The following is a 22,528-nucleotide window of genomic DNA, read 5'->3' on the forward strand; positions in this document are numbered from 1 at the left end:
GTCCTCCCACCCAAGACAAGACAAAGCACGCGACCAACTGGCGTTTTCACGCCTTCGCAACAGGATTGCGCGCGGCACGCACAACGTCAAGGCCGCTGTGCGTGCGTGCTATGCGGTGTCAGGCTTGCTTGGCGGCTGCGGCGAGTGCCGCGAGGATTTCGGGGCTGATGTTATCGGTGCCCTTGGCGGCGATATGCCCGACAATGCGCGCCCCGACCGCGGCCTGCACCTGGCCGATAAACTCGGGCCGGTTCTTCGCTGCCCAGTCGATTGAGGCGATGCGGTTATCGTTGAGGTTCTGCAGCCGCGGCATGACATAGCGCGCCAGCATCTCGTAGCTGCGGCGCTTGGCATCCCAACTCGCCCAGTTGTGGTCCATCAGCAGGAAGGCGCCGAAGCCGCCCGACTGCGCCTGCAGCCGCTCGATCTGCGCCACTGCGTCATCGGGTGTGCCGATCACCGCCATGCCGTTGGCGATCAGCGCATCGACGGGGTCCGTGCCGTCATCGGGCGCCAGCGGCAATGCCGCGACGTCGCGGAAATAGTGCAGCCAGTTGTGCAGCCCGAACTGGACATCGGCTCGCGCCTGTTCGCGCGTCGCAGCGATATGCATCGGTCCGACCAGCCGCCACTGATTGCGGTCCATCGTGTTGCCAGCGGCGCGTGCAGCCTCCTCGGCAATCGCCCAGTTCGACGCCAGCGCGTTGAAGCCGCCCGTCGAGGTGGCGCCGATCGACAGCAGCCCCAGCCCGTGCAGCCCCGCCGCCTGCGCACCGGTAGGTGACACCTGCGAAGCGACGGTGATTTCGACCGAAGGCCGGCTGAACGGCGTCATCTGCAGCCGGGCATCCTTGAGCTCGAACCATTCGGTGCTGGCGCTGACGGTCTCGCCGCGCAGCAGCGGCACCAGCACCGCGAGCGCCTCGTCCATGCGGTCGCGCTGCTTGGCGACGGGGATGCCCATCATGAACGCATCCGACGGCAGCGCGCCGGGGCCGACGCCGAACATGACGCGGCCGCGGGTGATGTGATCGAGCTGGTTGATGCGGTCCGCCAGCATCAGCGGGTGATGATACGGCAGGCTCGATACGCCGGTGCCGAGGCGGATGTTGCGCGTGCGTTCGGCAACGGTGGCGATGAACAGTTCGGGGCTGGCGATGAGTTCGAAGCCCGCCGAGTGATGCTCGCCGATCCACGCTTCGTCAAAGCCGAGCTTGTCCATCCACTGGACGAGCTCGAGATCGCGCTCGAGGCACAAGGTTGGATTTTCGTCCATGGCATGGAAGGGGGCGATAAAGGCGCCGAAACGCAGCTTGTTGCCGAGCATGTCGAGTGTCCCAAGGTTATGATTGTTGACGTTTACGTTAACCGCCACTGCTACCGATGCAACATCAAAGTGCGCAGCTGCTGCAGACCTTCCTCGACAAACGCCGGCATTTGCGCAAAAGCGTCCCGGCGACTCCCGACCGGCGGCCGCATCCGGAGGAGTATAGTCCATGCAATTTGCCAAGCTTGCCATCGCCGCCGCCACGCTGTCACTGGTCAGCGTGCCCGCAGCCGCCGTCACCAACGACCAATGGGACAACGCCGGCACCGCCGTCACCATCGGCCTGATGGCGACCGGCTACGGCCTGAGCATCGCCAAGGAAGATAATTGGCAGGGTGCCAAGCAGCTGACCTTCGCGCTGGTGGGTTCGGGCGCGACGACCGAATTGCTCAAGCAGCTCGTCCACGAAGAACGCCCCAACGGCGAAAACGACCAGTCGTTCCCGAGCGGCCACACCACCATCGCCTTCGCCTCGGCGGGCTTCATGCAGAAGCGCTACGGCTGGCAGATCGGCCTGCCGGCAACGCTGGCGGCGGCGTTCGTCGGCTTCACGCGCGTGCAGTCGAACAACCACTACATCCAGGATGTCGTTGCCGGCGCGGTGATCGGCGAAGTCTGGGCCTGGGTCGTCACCAAGCCGCTCAACGACAATGTCCAGGTGATGCCATGGGGCGACTCGAAGGGCGGCGGCGTTTCGGTCGCGGCGAAGTTCTGAGCTAGAATAAACGTCCCTGCATCCACAGGTCGACCGCCAGCGCCAGCGCTACCAGCAGTGCCGTGCCGCTGAGCACCAGCACCGCGCCCGCGACCATGTCTTTGATGATCTTGATCTCCGGGTGATGCTCGGGGTGCAGGTGGTCGATGACGCCCTCCAGCGCCGAATTGACCAGTTCGAGCGCGAGGATCAGCGCCACCACCAGCAGGATCACCGCCCACCACACCGGCGCCGGGCGCAGCAACGCCAGCGCCGCGACCGCGAGCAGCCCCATCACGCAATGCGTGCGGAAGCTGGCTTCGCGCTGCCACGCTGCCTTCAGCCCCGCCAATGCGAAGCCCATGCGTTCGATGAACGGGCGGTTCTTCATGCTCAGGGGATCAACAGTACGCGGCCGACGGCGGCGCGGCTTTCAATATAGGCGTGTGCGGCAGCCGCTTCCGATAGCGGGAAGGTCTTGTCGATGACCAGCTTGATGCTTCCGGCGGCGGCCTGCGTGAACAGCCCGGCGATCATGTCATGGACGCGGTCAGTCATGATTTCGGCGCCGAGGAACACGCCGCGCAAGGTGCGGTTGCCGCCCATCAACGACCCGACATCGACCTTCATCGGCTCGCGCCCGGCGGCACCCACCGAGGCGAGGCGGCCGCGGTAGCCAAGCGAATCGACGCTGCCCTGCAAGGTGCTGCCGCCGACCGAATCGACGACCACCGCAGCGCCCTTGTTGTCGGTCAGCCGCATGACTTCGGCGGGCACGGCGTGGGTCTTGTAGTTGATGCCGTGGTCGAGCCCGTAGGCCTTGAGCTTGGCGAGCCGGTCATCGGACGAGGCGGTGGCGATGACGGTGGCGCCGGCGGCCTTCGCCAGCTGGATCGCCGCAATGCCGACGCCGCTGGCGCCCGCCTGCACCAGCACGGTGTCGCCGGCCTTGAGCTGCCCGGCGTCGAACAGGCATTCATGCGCGGTGCCGAAGGTGACGGGGATGATCGACGCCGCAGCAAGGTCCAATCCATCGGGCACAGCCCAAGCATTGCGCGCCGGCACTTCGCGCAATTCGGCGTGGCTGCCCCATCCGTTGACGGTGGCGACGCGGTCGCCGAGCTTGTGCGTGGTGACCTCGCTGCCGACTTGCACGACGGTGCCCGATGCCTGATAGCCGACGATGTGCGGACGTGTGACCAGTGGCCCGCCGAAGCGGTTGAGCGTGTCGCCGCCTTCGATGCTGACGGCTGCGACCTTGATGACGACATTGCGCGGGCCGCATGTGGGATCGGCGACGTCCTCGTAGCGCAACACCTCGGGACCACCATTTTCGTAATAGACTGCTGCCTTCATCGTCGCATCTCCCCATTTGACTGTTGCGCAAAACCCGCGCTTGGTTAAGGCATGACGTATACGTCAACCAATCAACGAGCAATGCCGGGGAGTCGAACAATGAAGGTCATGCGTCTGCGCAAGCCAGGTGGGCTGGAAAATCTGTACCTTGAAGACATCGCGCCGCGCGAACCCGGCGCCGGTGAAATCCGCGTCCGCGTTCACGCCACCTCGCTCAACTATCACGACTATATCGTCGTCAAGGGCGGCATCCCGACCCCCGATGGCCGCGTCCCGATGAGCGACGGTGCCGGTGTCGTCGAAGCCGTCGGCGAAGGCGTCAGCGAATTCAAGGTCGGCGACTCGGTGGTCAGCACCTTCTTCCCGCTATGGTGGACCGGCGAGGCAACGCCCGAATGGATTTCGCAGGTCCCCGGCGACCGCAGCGACGGTTTCGCCAGCCAGACGGTGACGATGGCCGCCAAGGCCTTCACGCATCCGCCCAAGGGCTACAGCCATGCCGAAGCGGCGACGCTGACCTGCGCCGGGCTGACGGCGTGGCGCGCGCTGGTCGTCGACGGCCAGATCAAGCCCGGCGCGACGGTGCTGGTGCAGGGCACCGGCGGCGTGTCGATCTTCGCGTTGCAGTTCGCCAAGGCGCTCGGTGCGACGGTCATCGCCACTTCGTCGTCGGATGAAAAGCTCGAACGCCTCAAGAAGATGGGCGCTGACCACCTGATCAACTACAAGTCGACGCCCGATTGGGGCGTGGCGGCACGCGCCTTCACCGGCGGTCGCGGTGTCGACCATGTCGTCGAAATCGGCGGCGCCGGCACAATGAACCAGTCGATCATGGCCACGCGCATGGGTGGCCACATCGCGCTGATCGGCGTTCTTGCTGGCTTCGCGGGGCCGGTGAACACCGCCGCAATAATGGGCAACCAGCTCCGCGTGCAGGGGCTGTTCGTCGGCAACCGCGAACATCAGCAGGACATGATCCGTTCGATCGACGTGTCGGGCATCAAGCCGGTGATCGACTGCTCGTTCCCATTGGAAGGTCTCGCCGACGCGTTCCGCAAGCAGGAATCGGGCACGCACTTCGGCAAGATCTGCGTCGAGTATTAAGCGTGACGTCGTTGCGCGCACGCGCATTGGGGCTATCGTAGCAGCATGTCGATCTTCGCCGCCCCGTTACCCGTTTTGCCCGATGTCGGGGACCTGCGCGACCGCGTGCGAGCGCTGGTCGCCGCGACGGTTCCGGGCAACCCCGCAGCGCACCGCGCCAATTGCTGGGCGGTTGCCGACGAAGGCTTCAGCCGCGCCGCCGGTGCCGCCGGGCTGATCGGCATGATCTGGCCCGAACGCTACGGTGGCCACGCCCGCGCGCCGCTCGAACGCTATGTCGTGCTCGAGGAGTTGCTGGCGGCGGGCGCGCCGGTCGCGGCACACTGGATTGCCGACCGCCAGACCGGCCCGCTGCTGCTGCGCCATGGCACCGAGGAACAGAAGCTCAAGCTGCTGCCGGCGATGGCGCGCGGCGAGCTTTATGCCTGCATCGGCATGAGCGAGCCCGGCGCCGGCTCCGACCTTGCATCGGTGCGGACGCGGGCGGAGCGCACCAAGGACGGCTGGCGCGTCAACGGCCAGAAGCTGTGGACCAGCGGCGCGCACCGCGCCCACATCATGATCGCGCTGGTGCGGACCGATCCTGAATCGACGCGCAATGCCGGGCTGAGCCAGTTGCTGGTGACTATGGACACGCCGGGCATCACCGTGCGGCCGGTCATCGACCTGACCGGCGCGCACGACTTCAACGAGGTGTTCTTCGACGACGTGTTGCTGCCGCATGATGCGCTGATCGGCAAGGAGGGCGAGGGCTGGAAACAGGTCACCGCCGAACTGTCGCTCGAACGCTCGGGTCCCGAACGCTATCTGTCGAGCTATGCGCTGTTCGTCGAACTTATGCGCTGGGCCGGTCCCGAACCCGATGCGGCGGTCGCTGCACTGATCGGGCGCACCGCAGCCGAGCTGTGGACGCTGCGCCGCATGTCATGGGCGGTCGCGGCGAAGCTGGCGGGCGGCGAGGATCCGGCGCTTGAGGCGGCGATGGTCAAGGACCTCGGCAACAGTTTCGAGCAGGCGCTGCCGCCGGCGGTGCAGGCGCTGGCTGAAATCGATCCGGCGGGCGCGCCCGAACTGGCGGCGGTGTTGGCGCAACTGTTGATGGTGTCTCCGAGCTTCTCGCTGCGCGGCGGCACGCGCGAGATCTTGCGTGGCATCATTGCGCGGGGATTGGGCCTGAGATGAGCAAGACGCGATGAGCGACAATCGTGACATGGTGGTCGATACCGCGGCGCGGCTGTTTGCGGCGCTCGGCAGTGATTATGCGACCAACATTGCCGAGGTTGAGGCTGCCGGGTTGACCGACCTGCTGCTGCCCGCCGATGACGGCGGGTTCGGCGGTGACTGGGGCGATGCTGCGGCGGTGCTGGCGCTGGCCGGCGCGCATGCCGTGGCGCTGCCGCTCGGCGAGGTTATGCTGGCACGACGGCTGGCGGCGGCTGGCGGGCTTTCGCTCAATGGCCGACTGACGATTGCCGGTGCGACACAGGGCCGGCTGACCGGCGACAGCTTCACCGGGACATTGTCGCAAGTGCCCTGGGGCCTCGAAGCCGATGCAGTGCTCGCCGAGGCCGATGGCCGCTTGCTGCGGCTGGCGGTGGCCGACGCGCGCGCGGCCCGCGCCATCAACCCGGCGGGCGAGCCGCGCGACACGCTGGTTTTCGAGCGTGCCCCGGCAACAAGCGCCTCCGAGGCCGGCCTGTTCGCGCAAGGCGCCTTGCTGCGCGTGCTGCAATCGGCAGGCGCGCTCGATGCGGCGCTCAAGCTGTCGGTCGACTACGTCAACGGCCGCCAGCAGTTCGGTCGCGCGCTCGCCGCATTCCAGGCGGTGCAGCAGCTGCTCAGCCAGTTCGCCGTCGAGGTGGCTGCCGTGCGTGCCGCTGCGGCCGGAGCGTGCGAAGCTGCCGATGCCGGCGATGCAGCGTTTGAGATTGGTGCGGCCAAGCTGCGTACCAACATCGCCATCGGCGTCGGCACCGCGGCGGCGCATCAGGTCCATGGCGCCATCGGCTTCACGCAGGACTATAGCCTGCACCCGCTGACGCGACGGCTGTGGAGCTGGCGCAGCGAGTTCGGCAACGACGCCTATTGGGCGGTGCGGCTCGGGCATGAAATCACTGCCCAGGGCGCCGATGCCTTCTGGCCGCAAGTTGTGGCGCGTACCGACAGGCTCAACCGGCGCGCTTCGTGAGTCACAGCGCGGCGGCAAGGTTCGACATCGACTGACGGAGGCGGGGCATGGAGGTCGGCACCTATTTCGGCGTTGGCGAGGAATGGTTGGCGCTCGCCGCCATCGCGCTGTTCTTCCTGGCGATGATCCTCTGCCTCGAGTTCGGGCGCCGGCTCGGCCAGCGCGCGCGCGGCCGTCAGGATGACGGCCCGGTCGGCGTCGCGACGATCGATGCCGCTTTGTTTGCCCTGCTCGGCCTGCTGATCGCCTTCACCTTTTCGGGCGCCGCGGCGCGTTTCGAAGGGCGCCGCGAGCTCATCCGCGACGAAGCCAACGCCATCGGCACCGCCTATTTGCGCGTCGATCTGGTCAACGCGGGCGCGCAGCCGGTGCTGCGGCAGAACTTCCGCGACTATGTCGATGCGCGGCTGAGCGTCTATGCGCACGTCACCGATCCAGTCTCGACACGCGCGGCCGTCGCGAAGGTCGGGCAGTTGCAAGCCACGCTGTGGCGCAACGCGGTCGCGGCCGCGGGCGCGACACCGGGGCCGCAAGCGTCAACGGTGCTGCTGCCGGCGATCAACGCGATGTTCGACATGGCGACGACGCGCATGGTCGCAGCCCAGGCGCACCCGCCCAGGGTGATCTATTTCATGCTCGGCTTCCTCGCGCTGGCCTGCTCGATGACCGCGGGGTTCGGCATGGCCAACGGCAACCGCAAGCGCGAGTGGCTGCACGTGATGGCGTTCTCGACGTCGATTGCGATGACACTCTACGTCATCATCGACCTCGAATATCCGCGCGTCGGCCTGTTCACCATCAGCCACGCTGACCAGATTCTGATCGACGTCCGCAACAGCATGGGTACTGCGCCGCGCTGAGCGCTACTTCATGCGCAGGATGATCTCGATGCGGCGGTTGGCCTGGCGCCCGGCGGCGGTCGTGTTGGGCTTGACCGGCTGGTATTGCGAATAGCCCGTCGCCGCGAGGTTGACCGGCGGCACGCCCTTGTCCTGCAGATATTTGACGACCGAGGTGGCGCGCGCCGTCGACAGGTCCCAGTTGGTCGGGAAGCGCGCGATGATGCTCGGGCCGATTGGCTGATCGTCGGTATGGCCTTCGATGATGATCCACTTGCCGGTCTGCGCGGCCAGCGTCGGGATGGCCTTGTCGAGCACCGCGCGGCCCTTGGGGTGGAGTTCGGCGCTGCCCGAGGCGAACAACACCTGGTCGACCAGTGTAACCACCAGCCGATCGTTGAGTTGCTGGATGGTGACCTGCTTGTCGGCGATTTCGGCCGCCAGTTGCTTGTTGAGTTCGGCATTCTGGGCGCTGAGGTTCTGCGCCGCAGCAGTTGCGGCGACCTGGCTGTTGTATCTTGTCTGGCTGACACAGCCGCCGAGCAGCGCGAACGCGACAAGAGGCACAATGGCAGCAGTATGCGTGAGGGCAGGGCGCATGGCAGGGACTCCTTCGGCACTGTTGGTCAGGGCGGTAGCGTATCGGTGGCGGTAAGGGCGGCAAGCTGTTGGCGGCAGCACGGGCGCCGGGCGCGGCAGACTGTTGCGGTAATGTCGCTTTTGGCGCAAAATACCTGTGTCCCTGCGAGTTTTGCTTGAGTTGGCAATGGTCGCCGTGGGATAGGCAGTCCTGACATTGCGCCGCTACATGCTGGCGCATGGACAGTTGAACTCAGGGCGAAGGAATATTTGATGACTGTGGGTTTTTCGAAGCGTGCGTTCGCCGGGCTTGCCGGCCTTGGCATGGCGATGGCTGCACAGGCCGCCCACGCCGAAGTTGATCCGAGCTACGGCGGTCAGGGTACCGACAAGTTCACGCTGAGCGCCGGCTGGGTGTTCACCGATCTCGGCGGCAGCATCGGCCTCAACGGCACGACAACCGATGGCACCGATGTCGGTTTCAATCCTGATGGTAGCGGCGCCAGCACCAGCTCGTTCCTGGCTTCGGCCAACTGGCGCGTCGCCAACCGTCACCGCGTTTCGCTGCTGTGGTATCAGACCAAGCGCGACACCAGCTACACGACGCAGAACGACATCCAGATCGGCAATGAGTTCATCCCGGCCGGTGCATCGGCGTCGATCGAACTGAAGAACAACTATTTCTTCGGCACGTATCGCTACTCGTTCATCAAGAAGGACAATCTCGAACTCGCCGGCTTGCTCGGCCTTTATGGTTCGAACGTGAAGTTCAACTTCGCGGCGTCGGCCTATCCGGGCAACCCGACGCGCAGCTTCTCGACCAGCGAAGGCACCACGCTGCCGCTGCCGGTCGTCGGTGGTTCGTTCGACTGGTATCTCAGCCCGCGCTGGACGGCAGGCACCAGCCTGTCGGGCATGAAGGCCAAGATTGGCGACATCGACGGCTCGATCTGGGTGCTGACCGCCTCGACCGATTATATGCTGTTCCACAACTTCGGCGTCGGTCTGTCCTATCTGCACACCAACATCGACGTTGGCGTCACCAAGACCAGCTTTGACGGCAACGTCAACATCAAGACCAACAGCTTCCTGATCTACGGCGTCGTCAAGTTCTGACGACAGCGTAGCAGGGTTGAAAGGCACGACGCCGGTCCAAGGATTTGGGCCGGCGTTTTGCTGTCGACAGCGTGCAAACCCGTCGCAGCCACGACGAATTTCCGGCCAGCGGATATCCCCGCCCCGGTCCATCGTCCTGGTACTGACCCCCACCGCCACGGTGGAGATTTATCCTCTTCCCGATGACGGCGTCCTTGGGAGGGTTGCTGGATCATCGGGAAGAGGCAGGCTTTGTGACGCTGATCGGGATAGCCGGGTTGCGGAGGACGGGCGGTTTCTTACGCCGCTAGTACTGTTTCAGTACTGTATGTCAGCACTAGGCTTCGTACAGGGTAGAAAGTGTCCTCCTGGAAACACTTGGAGCTGAAGTTCCCGATCTAACAGAGCGCGGGGCTAAAAAGCGCGGCGGTGAGACGTCACGCCCGGGAACGCAAGTGGCGATCGTGAGCCCGGACAGGTTGGACGAGGAACTCCCATTCCCCGTCGCCTTGAGAGCATCACTAACCGATTCGGTTCGTTATGTCAAGTGAAATCGCGCATTCGGCGCGCACAAAAAACCGGCCGCGGTTGCCCGCGGCCGGTTGATGGTCACGCCGGGCGCCTTAGTACGGCGCGTTGACCACCACATATTGCGTGCTCGAACCCTGCGCCATCGGCTGGTACCAGGTGCCGTTGCAATACAGGTAGACATAGCCGTTGTAGGGCTGGTTGGTGCAACCCGACGGCTGGGTGTTGACGATCGAGCCGACCACTGCCGCCGTCGTCACCACCGCAGCGGTGGTGACCATGGCGCGGCCGACATAGCCGATGCCGTCATTGTAGCAGCAGCCACCGTGGTAGCCATTGTTGTAATAGCCACCGCCACCGTAGCGGTTGTTGCCGCTGACGTTGACGTTGGTGTTATGGTTGACGTTGACGTTGTTGTAATTGTTGCCGTTGTTGTGGGCGCCGCCACCATTGGGACGGTTGCCGTTGCCGCCACCGTTGTAGCCGCCCTTGTTGTAGTTGCCGGCATTGCCACGATTGACGCTGGTCTGCGCGCTGGCGCGGTTGCCGCCACCGCCGCCGCGGTCAAAACCGCCGCCGCCACCGCCGCCGCGACCACCGCCGCCACCGCCGCCGCCGCGTGCGAGGACCGGGGACGCCGCCATGAAGGCTGCGCCGACGAGCAGGATAATCGACTTCTGTTTCATGTTCATGGTTCTGCTCCTCACTTCGCCGGCTTCTTGGCCGCAGTTGCTGCGGCAAGCGCTTCGGGCGTCATGAACGGGATACGCTTGGCATTGGCGTCGGGCGTGAAGGTGAACACCGCCGGATCAATTTTGGGATCCAGGTTCCAGTTCATCACTGCCGTGTATTGCGGCTGCGCCGGATCGGCGAGGTTGTTGATGACCAGCTTGCGCGGCAACGGCTTGTCACCCTTTTCGATCCAGACCTGGAAGTCGACGTCGCCCTGACGGAAGGCGTAATGATCGGTATCCCAGTCGACGACCTTCGAGTCGCCGATGGCGATGCCCTCGGTCGGCTTGCCGGTTACCGCCGTAGGGTCGCCCCAGCGGAACAGATCCTGCAGCGGCAGGTCGACGCCGTACTTTTCGACTTCGGTGAGCAACTGCGCGATGGTGCCGGTGAACGGCACCTGCGCGTAGAAATCATTCTGGTTGTTGCGCACGGTGAAGGTCTTGCCGTCATAATAATAATGACGCTTGATCTTGTCGCCGCTGACCGTCGCCGCCAGCATGTTCGGCGCCTTCAGGACATAATGGACCTGGTTGTTGGTCATGATTTTCTGGCCCGAATCGAGCACGTCCTCGGTCGTGCTGTAGACGGTGACGTCGAATTCCTTGAGCGTCCGCAGATAGGCACCCATGCGGTTGAGCGCCGCGGTTGCTGCCGGATCAACGGCGGGTGCTGCGACGGTCTTCGCCGGCGCTGCGGCCGTTGCTGCCTGTACCGGTAATGCCAACATGACCAGCGACAGGCTGCCCAGAAGGGCGGCATGCATTCGCTTCATAAATATCTCCCGTTACGAGCCCATGGGTAGCCTGACCCAACACAGGCCGTGTTGCAAGTCACAAACGCGTCAGGCCGGCACCGGAGGCTCGGCATACGACGCGCCGGCGGTAATCATTTCGTCGGGCACTTTGAGCATCTTGAGATAGACATCGCGCGGATAGGCCATGTGCGGCTTCGCTGGGTCGAATTCGGGTTGCGGCAATGGCGACGGGCCGGTGTACGCCGGCGGCGCCGCATAGACCGCGGCCTCGGCGGCCGAAATGCCGGCCTTGGCGAGCGTCGTCGGGTCGATCCACTTCTTGGGATCGAGCGGCGATCCCGGTGCGGCGACCTCGAGCGTCATCTGGTCGGGGCCGGCGAAATAGATCGACTTGCACATGCCATGGTCGATCGGGCCGATGACGTTGACGCCGTGGCTGCGGATGCGGTCGCGCATGGCGATCAGCCCGGCATCATCGGGGACGCGGAACGCCAGATGCTGCAGCGTGCCCGCAGCGCTCGGCAAGGCGCCGCTGCCGGCGTGGGTGACGCCGAGCTCGGCGGGGATCTTGTCGACGTCGGGGAGCTGGACGATCGAGAAAAAGCTGTGGTCGTTCATGCGCAGGAAGGCGTGCAGCCCGCCCGGCACGCCGTGCATGTCGAACAGCGCCACCAGCGGACAGCCCATGACCTGCGAGAAGAATTCGATGTGTTTCTTGATGTCGCCCGCCATGAAGGCGAGGTGGTGGATACCATCCGGTTGCTGTGTCATGTCGTTCTCCCCAGCGTCTTTGCCCATTCGGCATTGAAGTTGACAATATGCAGCGCCGCGAAGAACGTCCAGCACGCAACGAGGAGCAGTCGATGAACGTGGTACGCGAACCCTATGGCTATCAGAGCAAGGATCCGAGCAAGCTCAAGGAGGTCTATGGCGGCGCAGCGGGGGCGGTGTTCGTCGAATGCATGCGGATCCGGCCCGAAACCGGCGCGTCCAAATCGGTCATCCTGTTCAGCCACCCGATCGGCGGCGGGTCATTCCTGCCGCTGGTGACGGCGCTCGCCGCGGCGGGGCACCACGTCATCTATTGCAACACGCGCTACCGCGGCAACGACACCGCGCTGATCCTGGAAAAGTGCGTGCTCGATCTCGGCGCCTGCATCGCCGATCTCAAGCGCCGCTTCGGCTATGAAAAGGTCGTGCTCGGCGGCTGGTCGGGCGGCGGCTCGCTGTCGCTGTTCTATCAGGACCAGGCCGAAAATCCGTCGATCACCACGACGCCGGCGGGTGACGAAGTCGACCTGGTCGCCGCCAAACTGCAGCCCGCCGACGGCATCATGCTGCTCGCCGCGCACATCAGCCGTTCGGTGACGATGACCGAATGGCTCGACCCCTCGGTGACCGACGAGGACAAGCCCTATGAGCGCGACGTCACGCTCAACATCTATGACCCGAAATGCCCCGACCAGCCGCCGTACAGCGCGGCGTTCGTCGAACGCTTCCGCGCCGCGCAGATCGCCCGCAACCGCCGCATCACCGCGCGTGTCGAGGCGACGCTGGCGGCATTGAAAGCGTCCGGCGAACCCGATGCCGAGCGGCCGTTCATCGTCGCCGGCACAATGGCCGATGTGCGCTGGACCGACCCGACGCAGGACCCGTCCGACCGCAAGCCCTACACCTGCTATCTCGGCGAGCCGCGCATCGCCAATGACGGCCCCGTCGGGCTCGGGCGCTTCACCACGCTGCGCTCATGGCTGTCGCAGTGGAGCTATGACCGCAGCCGCGCCAACGGCATCGTCAATGCCGGGCATATCTCGTGCCCGGTGCTGGTCATCAACAACACCGCCGACCTCGCGTGCACGCCGAGCCATGCGGCGCGGCTGTTCGAAGCGGTGGCGTCGCCCGACAAGAGCTATGTCGATATCAAGGGCGCCGACCATTATTACATCGAGCGCCATGATTTGCTGCCCGAAGCGGTTGCGGCGGTGAGCGGCTGGATGAGTGCGCACGGGTTTTAGTAGCAGGGCCTCCGGCGGGCAGGGGCTAGCCCCTGCACCCGATTGTTATGCGCTCTTCAAATGGGTGCAGGCCTCAGGCCTGCCCGCCGGAGGCTCTTAACCCTTGCCCTGCGGCAGCAATGTCCGTCCCTTGACCACCGCATCGATCAGCGCATCATCTGCAGGCAGTTGGCCGTCGAGGATCAGCATGGCCAGCCCGTGCACCTGCGCCCAGGACCGTGCCGCGATGACGCGTACTTCTTCGGCGCTGGTGCCGGGCGGGGCGAGGGCGGCGATGGCGTCGCGCAGCTGGCGCATGGCGCCGGAGACGCGTTCGGGGGCGGCGGCGGTCTGGTCGATGACGTCACCGTTGGCGACGGCGATGTTCGACATGATCATGCGGAACAGCTGTGGGCGCGCGACGGCGAAGCGCACATAGGCGGCGCCTGACGCGTCGAGGCCGGCCGCACCGCCGCCGGCGTGCATCATCGCGTTGCGCTGGTTCTGCGCGAGCTGGTCGAGGCCTTCGCGGGCGAGTGCGCGCAGCAGTGCGGCCTTGTCGGCGAAGTGGCGGTAGACGGCGGTGGCGCTGACGCCGGCTTCGCGGGCGACGGCGCGCAGGCTCAGGCTCTCGGCGTCGCCGCTTTCGAGCAGCCGCATGCCGCAATCGACCAGCGCAGCGCCGAGGTCGCCGTGGTGGTAGCCGCGCGCTTTGACGGCGGCGTCGGATTCAATGTTGACAGTGTTAGCATCGCTCGCCATGATGCTAACACTGTAAACATTCCTGAGTCGTTTTGCCAAATCATATTCAGAACAGGGGAGCCGATCATGGCCAGCACCATTGACGATCTGACCACCCGCGCCGGGCCGGCCAAGCCGCTGTTCGCGGCCGACCAGCCGCATCCGTATCTGTCGGGCATTCATGCGCCGCTGGCGCGTGAAGTCACCGTCACCGACTTGCAGGTGACCGGCACCATCCCGGCTGCGCTCGACGGTCGCTACCTGCGCATCGGGCCCAATCCGGTTTCGCCGCCCGATCCGGCAAAATACCATTGGTTCGTCGGCGACGGCATGGTGCACGGCATCTGCCTGTCGGACGGCAAGGCGCAATGGTATCGCAACCGCTGGGTGCGCTCGAAGGCGGTCAGCGCGGCGCTCGGCGAGGCGCCGGCGCCCGGGCCGCGCAACGGCATGAGCGACACCGCCAACACCAATGTGCTCGGCCACGCCGGCAAGACCTGGGCGCTGGTCGAGGCCGTCGGCTTTCCGGTCGAGATGTCCGACACGCTCGACACGGTGGCGCATAATCCGTTCGGCGGCACGCTGACCGGCACGTTCAGCGCGCATCCGCATCTCGATCCGCTGACCGGCGAATTGCACGCGATCTGCTACGCTGGCACCGATCCGACGACGATCCGCCACGTTGTCGTCGGCAAGGACGGCAAGGTGACGCGCGAGGAGCCGATTGCGGTGCAGGATGGCCCCAGCATCCATGACTGCATGATCACGCAGCGCTTCGTGCTGATCTTCGACCTGCCGCTTACCTTCTCGATGAAGACGCTGCTCGCCGGCCATGCCTTTCCCTATGCTTGGAACCCCGCGCATGAAGCGCGCGTCGGGCTGCTGCCGCGTAACGGCAAGGGCAGCGACACCATCTGGTGCCCGGTTTCGCCGTGCCATGTGTTCCATCCCTGCAACGCCTATGACACGCCCGACGGCAAGGTCATCGTCGATCTGGCGGTGCACGACCGCATGTTCGCCGAAAGCACGCAGGGCCCGGATTCGCAGACGGTGACGTTCGAGCGCTGGACGATCGATCCGGTGGCGCGCACTGTGGATCGCAAGGTCCTCGACGCCGATCCGCAGGAGTTCCCGCGCCCCGATGAACGTCGCCTCGGCCAGCCGTATCGCTACGCCTATACGATGCCGCTGCCGGCGGGCTCGTCGGACTTTGTCTCGCTGCCGCATTACTACAAGCACGACCTGCAAGCCGGCACGCGCGAGACGCACGAGTTCGGCGCCGGCCGCTATCCGGGCGAGTTCGTCTTCGTGCCGCGCAGCGCCGATAGTGCCGAGGACGACGGCTGGCTGCTCGGCTATGTCATCGATACCAATGACGCGACGACCGATCTCGTCATCCTCGATGCCGCCAGCTTCACCGCGCCGCCGGTCGCGACGGTGAAGATCCCGCACCGCGTCCCGCCGGGCTTCCACGGCAACTGGATCGCGGCCTGACGCCGGTTGCCCTTCCCGTCGCCCGCAGGCTATGCGTGCGGGCATAACAAGACGGGGAGGGCGCCGACCATGCGCAAGACAACGATAGCTCTGACGGCGCTCGGCGTGGTGCTGCTCGCGGGCGGCGCCTGGTACGCCAGCCTCGACCGCGAAGCGCGCGATGTCATCGCCTCGATGCCGACCACCGCCGATGTGCTGTCGTGGTCGATACCGCAGCGTGACGCGGCGTTCCGCGCCATGGACCGGCTGCCGATGCTGGCGGCGTTCAACGAAATCGCGCCGTCGGCGACGCCGCTGCCACTGCCCGCGGGCAAACCGCTCGACATTCCCGGCGTCGACAAATTCCTCGCCGACCAGCGCTCGGCCGGCATCGTCATCCTGCAGGACGGCAAGCTGCGCTTCGAACGCTACGGCCTCGGCTTCGATGCCAAGGGCCGCTGGACGAGCTTCTCGGTCGCCAAGTCGTTCACCTCGACGCTCGTCGGCGCCGCCATCCGCGACGGCTATATCAAGAGCCTCGACGACAAGGTCAGCCAGTACATCCCCGACCTGCGCGGCTCGGCGTATGACGATGTCAGCATCCGCCAGTTGCTGACGATGAGCTCGGGCGTGCGCTGGAACGAGGATTACGAGGACCCCAAGGCCGATGTTGCGCAGTTCAATGTCGTGAAGCCCGACCCCGGCGTCGATGCCACCGTCAGCTACATGCGCAAGCTGCCGCGCGCCCACCCGCCGGGCGAGGTCTGGCACTACAACACCGGTGAAACCAACCTGATCGGCGTGCTGGTGTCATCCGCCACCGGCAAACCGCTGGCCCAATACATGCAGGAAAAAATCTGGCAGCCCGCGGGCATGGAAGCCAAGGCAACCTGGCTCAAAGGCAGCACCGGCCACGAAATCGCCGGCTGCTGCATCCAGGCGGCAACGCGCGACTTCGCCCGCTTCGGTCAGTTCGTGCTCACCGACGCCGGCGGCAAGACCGTCCCCGCCGACTGGTTCGCCCAAGCCACGCACAAGCAGAAAGACATCGGCACGCCGGGCATGGGTTACGGCTTCCAGTGGTGGACCTATGATGACGGCTCGGTCGCCGCGATGGGTATCTTCGGCCAAGGCATCTTCATCGATCCCAAACGCCACCTCGTCATCGCCAGCAACTCGAACTGGCCACGCGCCGACGCCGGCCCGCAACCCGAAGCGCGCGAGAAGTTCTACAAGCAGGTGCAGGCGCTGATCGACGCGGGTGGCTGAGGCTAGGACGGGGAAGGGGCAGAAAGGGCCTCCGGCGGGCAGGCCTCAGGCCTGCACCAATTGATTTGGAACCGTGCCACTGTCGGCTGCCGCTGACTATTGAAGCGCGCCACAAAACTATTGGTGCAGGCCTGAGGCCTGCCCGCCGGAGGCCCTTCAATTCACTCGGCGACCGCCACCGCTGACGCCGACCGCGGCGGTGGCGGCAGCGCGAGGATTTCGGTTTCCGCCTGCAGTTCGGCGCCTGCGACGAAGTTTGTGGTGATGCCTTCGAGGGCCAGCCGTGATGCCAGCGTGGTCGCGGGGGCGGTGTTTGACCGCTCGGCAAAGTCATCGCCGGCGGGTAGCCGGATGCTGACGCCGCGCAGGCCCCAGGCCTTGAGCGCCCAGATTGCCGCGTCGGTATCGGCGGCGGCGCGTGCCGGGTCGCCGGCAATGCGGATGACCGCTTGCGGCGGTGGGACGACGCGCAGCGTCCAGCTGCCGAAGCTGCGGCCGCCGGCACCGTCGAGGCTGCGATAGTCGGCGAGAGTCCAGCCGGGGGCGACGGCGAGTTGGGCATGGACGATGTGTGACGTCGGGTCGTGCCACAGCGCGGTCACCGGCAGTTCGAATGCAGCGCGGATTTCGGCAATGGGCGGTTCGTCGCGGACATTACCTTCGGCGCTGCGCGCGAGGGCGGCGGCGATCATCGCTTCGGAGCGCGCGATGCCGCTGCCGATTTCGATCTGCTGGAGGTGCAGGTCGGGCTTCTGGCCGATCTGGGTGGCGATTTCCTTGAGCACTTCGCTTTGCGCGTCGGGGGCAAAGCGCGGGGTGATGACCACGGCCGAGATTTCGGGGCTACCGCGCAAGGGCCAGCTGACGTTGAGTTGCGAGATATCGGTGGTGGGCACGTCGAAGGTCGCGGCGAGCACGCGCTGGCTGACGCGCCGCACCTCGACTTCGCGCTGCAGGCGGAACAGCGTGGCCGCCAACGGCGTCAATAGCGCCACTGTGAGCACCGCACCGATCAGGAAGATGCCGGGGTTGACGCGCAGGCCGGCGCGCGGCGCCGCTGCACCGGTCAGCCGCGCGACGCCGGCAATGGCAATCGCGATAGCGGTCAAGTTGGTCAGGAACAGCAGCATCGCGCCGCCGGCTATGTCGGGGCGCAGCGACGCGATGCCGTAGCCGACGGTGGCGAGCGGCGGCATCAGCGCCGTGGCGATGGCGACGCCGATCGCGGTCTCGCCCTGCTGGCGGACGATGGCATAGCCGCCGGCGATGCCCGACAGCAAAGCCACCGCAAGGTCGAGCAGCGTCGGCTGCGTACGCGCGATGATTTCGGGGGTGATGTCGTCGATTGGACTGATCCAGGTGACAAGCAGCCCGGTGGTGATGCCGATCAGCGCACCGACGGTGACGACGCCCGCGCCTTCGCGCAGCCGTTTGGCATCGAAGGTGGCGAGCCCGAAGCCGAGCGCGGCAATCGGCGTCATCAGCGGCGACACGAGCATGGCGCCGATGACCACCGCGACCGACGATTGCAACAGGCCGAGCGTCGCGATGCCCGCCGACAACACGCACATCAGCACATAGCCGGGGGTCAGCGAGCCGCGTTCGAAGACGCTGCGGCGCAACTCGCGGCCGCGCTCGCCGTCGAGGTCATGGAGCTGGAGCAGCTCGACCAGCCGCCGGCGCCAGCGCGGACCCAAGGCGCGCGGGTCAGCCACCCTGGTTGAAGTCCCAGCCGCGTTCGCCGTGGCTCGACAGGTCGAGGCCGTCGTGTTCGGCCTCCTCGTCAACGCGCAGGCCGAGCACGCGTGCCACCAGCCAGCCGATGGCGATCGTGGCGACGCCGGTCCATAGCGCGACGACGCCGACGCCGAGCGCTTGTGCGCCGAACTGCGTCGCCATGCTGTTGCCCGCAGCAAAGCCGATACCGCCGAGCGCCGGCAGCATGAACAGCGGCAGCAGCAGCGAGCCGAGGATGCCGCCGACGCCGTGGACGGCGAAGACATCGAGCGAATCGTCGATGCGGAACTTGTGCTTGACCAGCATAACCGCGCCGAAACACACCAGCCCGCCGAGCGTGCCGAGAGCGATGGCGCCCGCCGGGCCGATGTAACCCGCCGCCGGGGTCACCGTTGCCAGCCCCGCGACAGCGCCGGTGACGATGCCGATCGAGGTCGGCTTGCGGATTTTGAGATATTCGCCGGCAATCCAGACGAGCGCTGCAGCGCATGCCGCGAGATGCGTGTTGAGGATGGCACTGGCGGCGAGCGCGTTGGCACCGAGCGCCGAACCGCCGTTGAAGCCGTACCAACCGAACCACAGCAGGCCGGCGCCGGTCATGGTGAGCGCCGGGCTGTGCGGCACCATCGCTATGCGCGGGAAGCCCTTGCGCGCGCCGATCATCATCGCGACGATCAACGCTGCGACGCCGGCAGTGGTGTGAACGACAATGCCGCCGGCGAAATCGAGCGTGCCGCGTGCGGCCAGCCAGCCGCCGCCCCACACCCAGTGCGCGACGGGCACGTAAACAATCAGCGACCACAGCAACGTGAAGGCGACGACCCAGCCGAAACGCACGCGCTCGACAAAGGCGCCGATGATCAGCGCCGGGGTGATGATCGCGAAGGTCATCTGGAACAGCGCGAAGGCGTTTTCGGGAATGGTTGTGCCGGCGCGGACGGCGGCGAGATTGGCGAGCAGCAGGTTGGCGGTGCCGCCAAGCCACGGCGAGCCGGTGCCGAACGCGAAGCTGTAGCCGCACACCGCCCAGAGCAGCGAGATCGCGCAGGCGATGACGAAGCAGTGCATCAGCACCGACAGGATGTTGCGGACGCGGACGAGGCCACCATAGAAAAGCGCGAGGCCGGGCAACGTCATAAGCAGCACCAGCGCGCTCGCCATCAGCACCCAGGCGGTATCGCCGGTGTTGGCCGTCGCATCTTGTGCGAACACCGGCGTTGATGTCGCCAATGCCAGCAGCATGGCCCCCATGCGCCGAACGTTCATCATGCCTCCCCGCAAACGCTTTTGTTGCAGCGTCCTATCCGGGAAAGCAGCGCGGCTGTCTATTCAAAAGCCGCGTTTCAGACGCGCGTAGGAATGACCACGCGCATCGATTCATAGCCCTTCACGAACGTCGAGAACACGCGCTTGGGTTCGGCGACGACTTCGATGGTCGGGAAGCGCTTGAGGATTTCCTGCCAGATGATCGTCAGCTGCAGTTCGGCGAGGCGGTTGCCGACGCAGCGGTGGATGCCGAAGCCGAAGCTCAGGTGCTGGCGCGGGCGGGCGCGGTCGATGATATAGTCGTTGGGGCGTTCGATGACGGTGTCGTCGCGGTTGCCCGACACGTACCACATGACGACCTTGTCGCCCTTGCGGATCTGCTTGCCCTGGAACTCGATGTCCTGCGTTGCGATGCGGCGCATGTGCGGCAGCGGCGTTTGCCAGCGGATGGTTTCGGAGACCATCGAGGTGATGAGATCGGGGTTGGCGCGCAGCTTGGCGTATTGGTCGGGGTTCTGGTTGAGCGCCAGCACCGAGCCGCTGATCGTGTTGCGCGTCGTGTCGTTGCCGCCCACCGTCAGCAGCACGATGTTGCCGAAATATTCGCGCGGCGACATGTTGCGCGTCGCCGGCCCGTGCGCGAGCATCGAAATCAGGTCGTTGCCCGGCTCGGCGTTGACGCGCTGGTTCCACAGCTCGGTGAAATAGGCGTGGTATTCGGTGAAGATCGCGAACTTCTGCTCGAGCGTATCGATCAGGCCCTGGCCGGGCACCGCGGTGACGACGTCGGACCAATAGGTCAGCTTGCGGCGGTCTTCCTGCGGCATGTCGAACAGCGTCGCCAGCGTCATTGCGGTCAACTCCATCGACACTTTGTCGACCCAGTCGAACTCCTCGCCGATCGGTAGCGAGTCGAGGATCTTCGCCGCACGTTCGCGGATCAGCGGTTCGAGCCGCGCGAGGTTGAACGGCGACACCGCCGGGTTGACGGTCTTGCGCTGTTCATCGTGCTTGGGCGGGTCCATCGCGATGAACATCGGCAGCGGGCCCTGCTCGCCGTCCTGCGAGGCGATGGTGATGCCGCCCTCGGACGAGAACACCGCATGGTTGGTGTCGACCGCCATGATGTCGTTGTATTTGGTGATTGACCAATACGGGCCGTAGTTGCTTTCGGCGGTGTAGTGCACCGGGTCTTCGGCGCGCAGGCGCTCGAAATACGGCCACATCGTATCGTTCTGGAACTGCTCGGGGCGCGCCGGATTGAGCTCGGCGAGCGGCAGCGCATAGGCCTGTGCGCGTGCGGCGGCGAGGCGCTCTGCGTGAGTGGCAATCATGGGGCGGCACCTTTTTGCGTAGTGTTAGTTCGCATCTTCTGTGCAACGCGGCCCGGCAAATGTCCAGACGGTGCGAAGCCATGTCGCAGGCCGCGGTGCCCGTCCATCCATTCGCCGCTTGTTTGCCGCCCGCGACCTCGCCTACCAAGGTCGCCGGAGCGGGCGCGTGAGACCTGCGGGGATGGTTCGGCATGGCGAGTGAGCAGGCAGTGGCGCGAACAGGCCGCGCGGAGTGGCGGCGCGGCTGGCGCGTTGTTGCGGCGTCGGCGGCCGCCATCGGCACCGGTGCAGCGCTGTATCAATATGTGTCGAGCCTGTTCGTGGTGCCGGTGCAGCACGCGTTTGGCTGGAGCCGCGGCGAGATCGCCACCGGCGCCGCGCTCGGGCTGATCGGCTCGCTGACGGCGCCGCTCGTTGGCTATCTGGCCGACCGCTGGGGCGTGCGCCGCGTCACGCCAGTCAGCATCGTCGCGCTGGCGCTGGCGTTCGTCGGCATGTCGCTGATGAACGGCAGCTACTGGCAGTTCGTGCTGTATTCGTTCGCCATCGGGCTGGCGGCACCCGGCACCACGGGGCTGGTCTATACGCGCATCGTCAACGGCTGGTTCGACCATGCCAAGGGCCAGGCGCTCGGCGTCATGGCGTCGGGGGTGTCGCTCGGCGCATTGCTACTGACGCCGGTGGTCGGCTGGGCGATTGAAAACTGGGGGTTTCGCGGCGGCTATCTGGCGCTGGCGGTGCTGACGCTGGGCATCGGCTTGCCCGCGGTGCTGATCGGCGTGCGGCCGGCACCGACCGATGTCGTGCCCGCCGATCTCGAAGCCGCCGAAGATGCTGCGGTCGAGTCGGTGACCGAAGGTGTGCCGGCAGGACTGGCCACACCTGAACTCGTTGAAACGACCAAGGCGCTGTCGGCGGTCGCCCGGACGAGCGTGACCTGGCGTGCAGCGCTGCGCACGCGTGGCTTCTGGCTGCTGGCGCTGGCGATGGTGTTGATCAATGCGCCGACGACCGGCATCCTGACGCAGCTTGATCCGCTGCTGTCGGGCAAAGGCATCGAAGCCGGGTCGATTGCGCTCTATATCGCACTGTATTCGGTGTCGGTGCTGTTCGGTCGCATCGGCGTCGGCATGCTGTTCGACCGGATCAGCGCCAAGCACGTTGCGGCGGTGGTGGCGCTCGGCGGCGCCGGGGGCGCGCTGCTGTTGACCGCGCCTGCACCCAACGCGTTCATCCCGTTGGCAATCGTGCTGGTCGGGTTGCTGCAGGGCTCCGAAACCGACGTGCTGGCGTGGTTCGTGTCGCGGCTGTTCGGCCAGGCCCATTACAGCGCCATCTACGGCGCGCTGGTGCTCGCCTCATTGCTCGGCACGGCAGGCGGCGTCGTCGGTTTCGGACGGCTGTATGACTATAGCCAAAACTATGACATCGCCCTTGTCGGCGCTGCGGCGATGCTGGCCGGTTCGGCCTTCACCTACTTGCTGTTGCCCAGGATACGCCTGCCTGATTGAAGCC

General features: G+C 65.9%; 21 protein-coding genes. 10 read left to right on the forward strand and 11 right to left on the reverse strand.

Going from position 1 to position 22,528, the window contains the following annotated elements:
- Positions 1-118 precede the first annotated feature (118 nt).
- Entirely contained in the window at positions 119-1,375 is a 1,257-nt protein-coding gene (locus EUV02_RS01775) for an LLM class flavin-dependent oxidoreductase (protein WP_207790085.1), read from the reverse strand.
- A gap of 121 nt (positions 1,376-1,496) precedes the next feature.
- Between EUV02_RS01775 and EUV02_RS01780 the strand changes: the two genes are divergently transcribed.
- Positions 1,497-2,042 (forward strand): phosphatase PAP2 family protein, encoded by a 546-nt coding sequence (locus EUV02_RS01780; RefSeq protein WP_135244504.1) that lies wholly within the window; start codon positions 1,497-1,499, stop codon positions 2,040-2,042.
- Position 2,043: 1 nt separating this feature from the next.
- Here EUV02_RS01780 and EUV02_RS01785 read toward each other — a convergent pair whose 3' ends face one another.
- Positions 2,044-2,412 (reverse strand): diacylglycerol kinase, encoded by a 369-nt coding sequence (locus EUV02_RS01785; RefSeq protein WP_135244505.1) that lies wholly within the window; start codon positions 2,410-2,412, stop codon positions 2,044-2,046.
- Between the two features lie 2 nt (positions 2,413-2,414).
- Positions 2,415-3,377: a quinone oxidoreductase family protein gene (locus tag EUV02_RS01790; RefSeq protein WP_135244506.1), complete on the reverse strand. Its 963-nt coding sequence runs from the start codon at positions 3,375-3,377 to the stop codon at positions 2,415-2,417.
- A gap of 99 nt (positions 3,378-3,476) precedes the next feature.
- On the opposite strand from EUV02_RS01790, the gene EUV02_RS01795 reads away from it, so the two are divergent.
- Genes EUV02_RS01795 through EUV02_RS01810 form a run of 4 tightly spaced genes read left to right on the forward strand, consistent with a single transcriptional unit; the run spans position 3,477 to position 7,529 of the window.
- Complete coding sequence (locus EUV02_RS01795) at positions 3,477-4,481, forward strand: zinc-dependent alcohol dehydrogenase family protein (protein WP_135244507.1); 1,005 nt, start codon at positions 3,477-3,479, stop codon at positions 4,479-4,481.
- A 45-nt stretch (positions 4,482-4,526) separates the two neighbouring features.
- Positions 4,527-5,663 carry an acyl-CoA dehydrogenase family protein gene (locus tag EUV02_RS01800; protein WP_135244508.1) on the forward strand — a complete coding sequence of 379 codons (1,137 nt, stop codon included), beginning with the start codon at positions 4,527-4,529 and terminating at the stop codon, positions 5,661-5,663.
- Positions 5,664-5,673: 10 nt separating this feature from the next.
- Positions 5,674-6,669 (forward strand): acyl-CoA dehydrogenase family protein, encoded by a 996-nt coding sequence (locus tag EUV02_RS01805; RefSeq protein ID WP_135244509.1) that lies wholly within the window; start codon positions 5,674-5,676, stop codon positions 6,667-6,669.
- A gap of 47 nt (positions 6,670-6,716) precedes the next feature.
- Positions 6,717-7,529 carry a bestrophin-like domain gene (locus EUV02_RS01810; protein ID WP_135244510.1) on the forward strand — a complete coding sequence of 271 codons (813 nt, stop codon included), beginning with the start codon at positions 6,717-6,719 and terminating at the stop codon, positions 7,527-7,529.
- A gap of 3 nt (positions 7,530-7,532) precedes the next feature.
- On the opposite strand, the gene EUV02_RS01815 is transcribed toward EUV02_RS01810, so the two are convergent.
- On the reverse strand, positions 7,533-8,108 hold the full coding sequence (locus EUV02_RS01815) for an OmpA/MotB family protein (protein ID WP_135244511.1): 576 nt from the start codon (positions 8,106-8,108) through the stop codon (positions 7,533-7,535).
- 252 nt (positions 8,109-8,360) lie between these two features.
- On the opposite strand from EUV02_RS01815, the gene EUV02_RS01820 reads away from it, so the two are divergent.
- Positions 8,361-9,203, forward strand: a complete 843-nt coding sequence (locus EUV02_RS01820) for a hypothetical protein (protein ID WP_135244512.1) — start codon at positions 8,361-8,363, stop codon at positions 9,201-9,203.
- 602 nt (positions 9,204-9,805) lie between these two features.
- Here the strand turns inward: EUV02_RS01820 and EUV02_RS15840 are convergent.
- The 3 genes from EUV02_RS15840 to EUV02_RS01835 form a co-directional block, all read right to left on the reverse strand.
- The gene (locus EUV02_RS15840) at positions 9,806-10,402 is read right to left on the reverse strand and encodes a hypothetical protein (protein WP_166430454.1); all 597 of its coding nucleotides are present in this window, start codon (positions 10,400-10,402) and stop codon (positions 9,806-9,808) included.
- An 11-nt stretch (positions 10,403-10,413) separates the two neighbouring features.
- Positions 10,414-11,217 (reverse strand): DUF2092 domain-containing protein, encoded by an 804-nt coding sequence (locus tag EUV02_RS01830; RefSeq protein ID WP_135244513.1) that lies wholly within the window; start codon positions 11,215-11,217, stop codon positions 10,414-10,416.
- Positions 11,218-11,286: 69 nt separating this feature from the next.
- Positions 11,287-11,970 carry a VOC family protein gene (locus tag EUV02_RS01835; protein ID WP_135244514.1) on the reverse strand — a complete coding sequence of 228 codons (684 nt, stop codon included), beginning with the start codon at positions 11,968-11,970 and terminating at the stop codon, positions 11,287-11,289.
- A 92-nt stretch (positions 11,971-12,062) separates the two neighbouring features.
- Between EUV02_RS01835 and EUV02_RS01840 the strand changes: the two genes are divergently transcribed.
- Positions 12,063-13,214 (forward strand): alpha/beta hydrolase family protein, encoded by a 1,152-nt coding sequence (locus EUV02_RS01840; protein WP_135244515.1) that lies wholly within the window; start codon positions 12,063-12,065, stop codon positions 13,212-13,214.
- Positions 13,215-13,310: 96 nt separating this feature from the next.
- Here the strand turns inward: EUV02_RS01840 and EUV02_RS01845 are convergent, their stop codons facing one another.
- Positions 13,311-13,955 (reverse strand): TetR/AcrR family transcriptional regulator, encoded by a 645-nt coding sequence (locus tag EUV02_RS01845; RefSeq protein ID WP_207790086.1) that lies wholly within the window; start codon positions 13,953-13,955, stop codon positions 13,311-13,313.
- Positions 13,956-14,021: 66 nt separating this feature from the next.
- On the opposite strand from EUV02_RS01845, the gene EUV02_RS01850 reads away from it, so the two are divergent.
- Together EUV02_RS01850 and EUV02_RS01855 are read left to right on the forward strand one after the other, a co-directional pair.
- Positions 14,022-15,428: an 8'-apo-carotenoid 13,14-cleaving dioxygenase gene (locus tag EUV02_RS01850; RefSeq protein WP_135244517.1), complete on the forward strand. Its 1,407-nt coding sequence runs from the start codon at positions 14,022-14,024 to the stop codon at positions 15,426-15,428.
- A 69-nt stretch (positions 15,429-15,497) separates the two neighbouring features.
- Entirely contained in the window at positions 15,498-16,676 is a 1,179-nt protein-coding gene (locus tag EUV02_RS01855) for a serine hydrolase domain-containing protein (RefSeq protein ID WP_135244518.1), read from the forward strand.
- Positions 16,677-16,837: 161 nt separating this feature from the next.
- On the opposite strand, the gene EUV02_RS01860 is transcribed toward EUV02_RS01855, so the two are convergent.
- The 3 genes from EUV02_RS01860 to EUV02_RS01870 all read right to left on the reverse strand — a co-directional run bounded on the left by EUV02_RS01860 (position 16,838) and on the right by EUV02_RS01870 (position 21,013).
- Positions 16,838-18,391, reverse strand: a complete 1,554-nt coding sequence (locus EUV02_RS01860) for a DUF389 domain-containing protein (protein ID WP_135244519.1) — start codon at positions 18,389-18,391, stop codon at positions 16,838-16,840.
- Positions 18,384-19,682, reverse strand: coding sequence for an ammonium transporter (locus EUV02_RS01865; RefSeq protein WP_243445734.1), 1,299 nt, complete (start codon positions 19,680-19,682; stop codon positions 18,384-18,386). Before EUV02_RS01865 ends, EUV02_RS01860 begins: the two co-directional genes overlap by 8 nt.
- Positions 19,683-19,756: 74 nt before the next feature.
- Positions 19,757-21,013, reverse strand: a complete 1,257-nt coding sequence (locus tag EUV02_RS01870) for a cytochrome P450 (protein ID WP_135244520.1) — start codon at positions 21,011-21,013, stop codon at positions 19,757-19,759.
- 191 nt (positions 21,014-21,204) lie between these two features.
- On the opposite strand from EUV02_RS01870, the gene EUV02_RS01875 reads away from it, so the two are divergent.
- Positions 21,205-22,524 (forward strand): MFS transporter, encoded by a 1,320-nt coding sequence (locus tag EUV02_RS01875; RefSeq protein WP_135244521.1) that lies wholly within the window; start codon positions 21,205-21,207, stop codon positions 22,522-22,524.
- Positions 22,525-22,528: the final 4 nt, after the last annotated feature.

The sequence above is a fragment of the Glacieibacterium arshaanense genome (assembly GCF_004681125.1).
Lineage (GTDB): Bacteria > Pseudomonadota > Alphaproteobacteria > Sphingomonadales > Sphingomonadaceae > Polymorphobacter_A > Polymorphobacter_A arshaanense.

Bases quoted from the DNA above. Each gene is read 5' to 3' on its own strand.
- EUV02_RS01780 (WP_135244504.1), top strand. From the start codon at position 1,497: ATGCAATTTGCCAAGCTTGCCATCGCCGCCGCCACGCTGTCACTGGTC.
- EUV02_RS01785 (WP_135244505.1), bottom strand. From the start codon at position 2,412: ATGAAGAACCGCCCGTTCATCGAACGCATGGGCTTCGCATTGGCGGGG.
- EUV02_RS01790 (WP_135244506.1), bottom strand. From the start codon at position 3,377: ATGAAGGCAGCAGTCTATTACGAAAATGGTGGTCCCGAGGTGTTGCGC.
- EUV02_RS01795 (WP_135244507.1), top strand. From the start codon at position 3,477: ATGAAGGTCATGCGTCTGCGCAAGCCAGGTGGGCTGGAAAATCTGTAC.
- EUV02_RS01800 (WP_135244508.1), top strand. From the start codon at position 4,527: ATGTCGATCTTCGCCGCCCCGTTACCCGTTTTGCCCGATGTCGGGGAC.
- EUV02_RS01805 (WP_135244509.1), top strand. From the start codon at position 5,674: ATGAGCGACAATCGTGACATGGTGGTCGATACCGCGGCGCGGCTGTTT.
- EUV02_RS01810 (WP_135244510.1), top strand. From the start codon at position 6,717: ATGGAGGTCGGCACCTATTTCGGCGTTGGCGAGGAATGGTTGGCGCTC.
- EUV02_RS01815 (WP_135244511.1), bottom strand. From the start codon at position 8,108: ATGCGCCCTGCCCTCACGCATACTGCTGCCATTGTGCCTCTTGTCGCG.
- EUV02_RS01820 (WP_135244512.1), top strand. From the start codon at position 8,361: ATGACTGTGGGTTTTTCGAAGCGTGCGTTCGCCGGGCTTGCCGGCCTT.
- EUV02_RS15840 (WP_166430454.1), bottom strand. From the start codon at position 10,402: ATGAACATGAAACAGAAGTCGATTATCCTGCTCGTCGGCGCAGCCTTC.
- EUV02_RS01830 (WP_135244513.1), bottom strand. From the start codon at position 11,217: ATGAAGCGAATGCATGCCGCCCTTCTGGGCAGCCTGTCGCTGGTCATG.
- EUV02_RS01835 (WP_135244514.1), bottom strand. From the start codon at position 11,970: ATGACACAGCAACCGGATGGTATCCACCACCTCGCCTTCATGGCGGGC.
- EUV02_RS01840 (WP_135244515.1), top strand. From the start codon at position 12,063: ATGAACGTGGTACGCGAACCCTATGGCTATCAGAGCAAGGATCCGAGC.
- EUV02_RS01845 (WP_207790086.1), bottom strand. From the start codon at position 13,955: ATGGCGAGCGATGCTAACACTGTCAACATTGAATCCGACGCCGCCGTC.
- EUV02_RS01850 (WP_135244517.1), top strand. From the start codon at position 14,022: ATGGCCAGCACCATTGACGATCTGACCACCCGCGCCGGGCCGGCCAAG.
- EUV02_RS01855 (WP_135244518.1), top strand. From the start codon at position 15,498: ATGCGCAAGACAACGATAGCTCTGACGGCGCTCGGCGTGGTGCTGCTC.
- EUV02_RS01865 (WP_243445734.1), bottom strand. From the start codon at position 19,682: ATGATGAACGTTCGGCGCATGGGGGCCATGCTGCTGGCATTGGCGACA.
- EUV02_RS01870 (WP_135244520.1), bottom strand. From the start codon at position 21,013: ATGATTGCCACTCACGCAGAGCGCCTCGCCGCCGCACGCGCACAGGCC.
- EUV02_RS01875 (WP_135244521.1), top strand. From the start codon at position 21,205: ATGGCGAGTGAGCAGGCAGTGGCGCGAACAGGCCGCGCGGAGTGGCGG.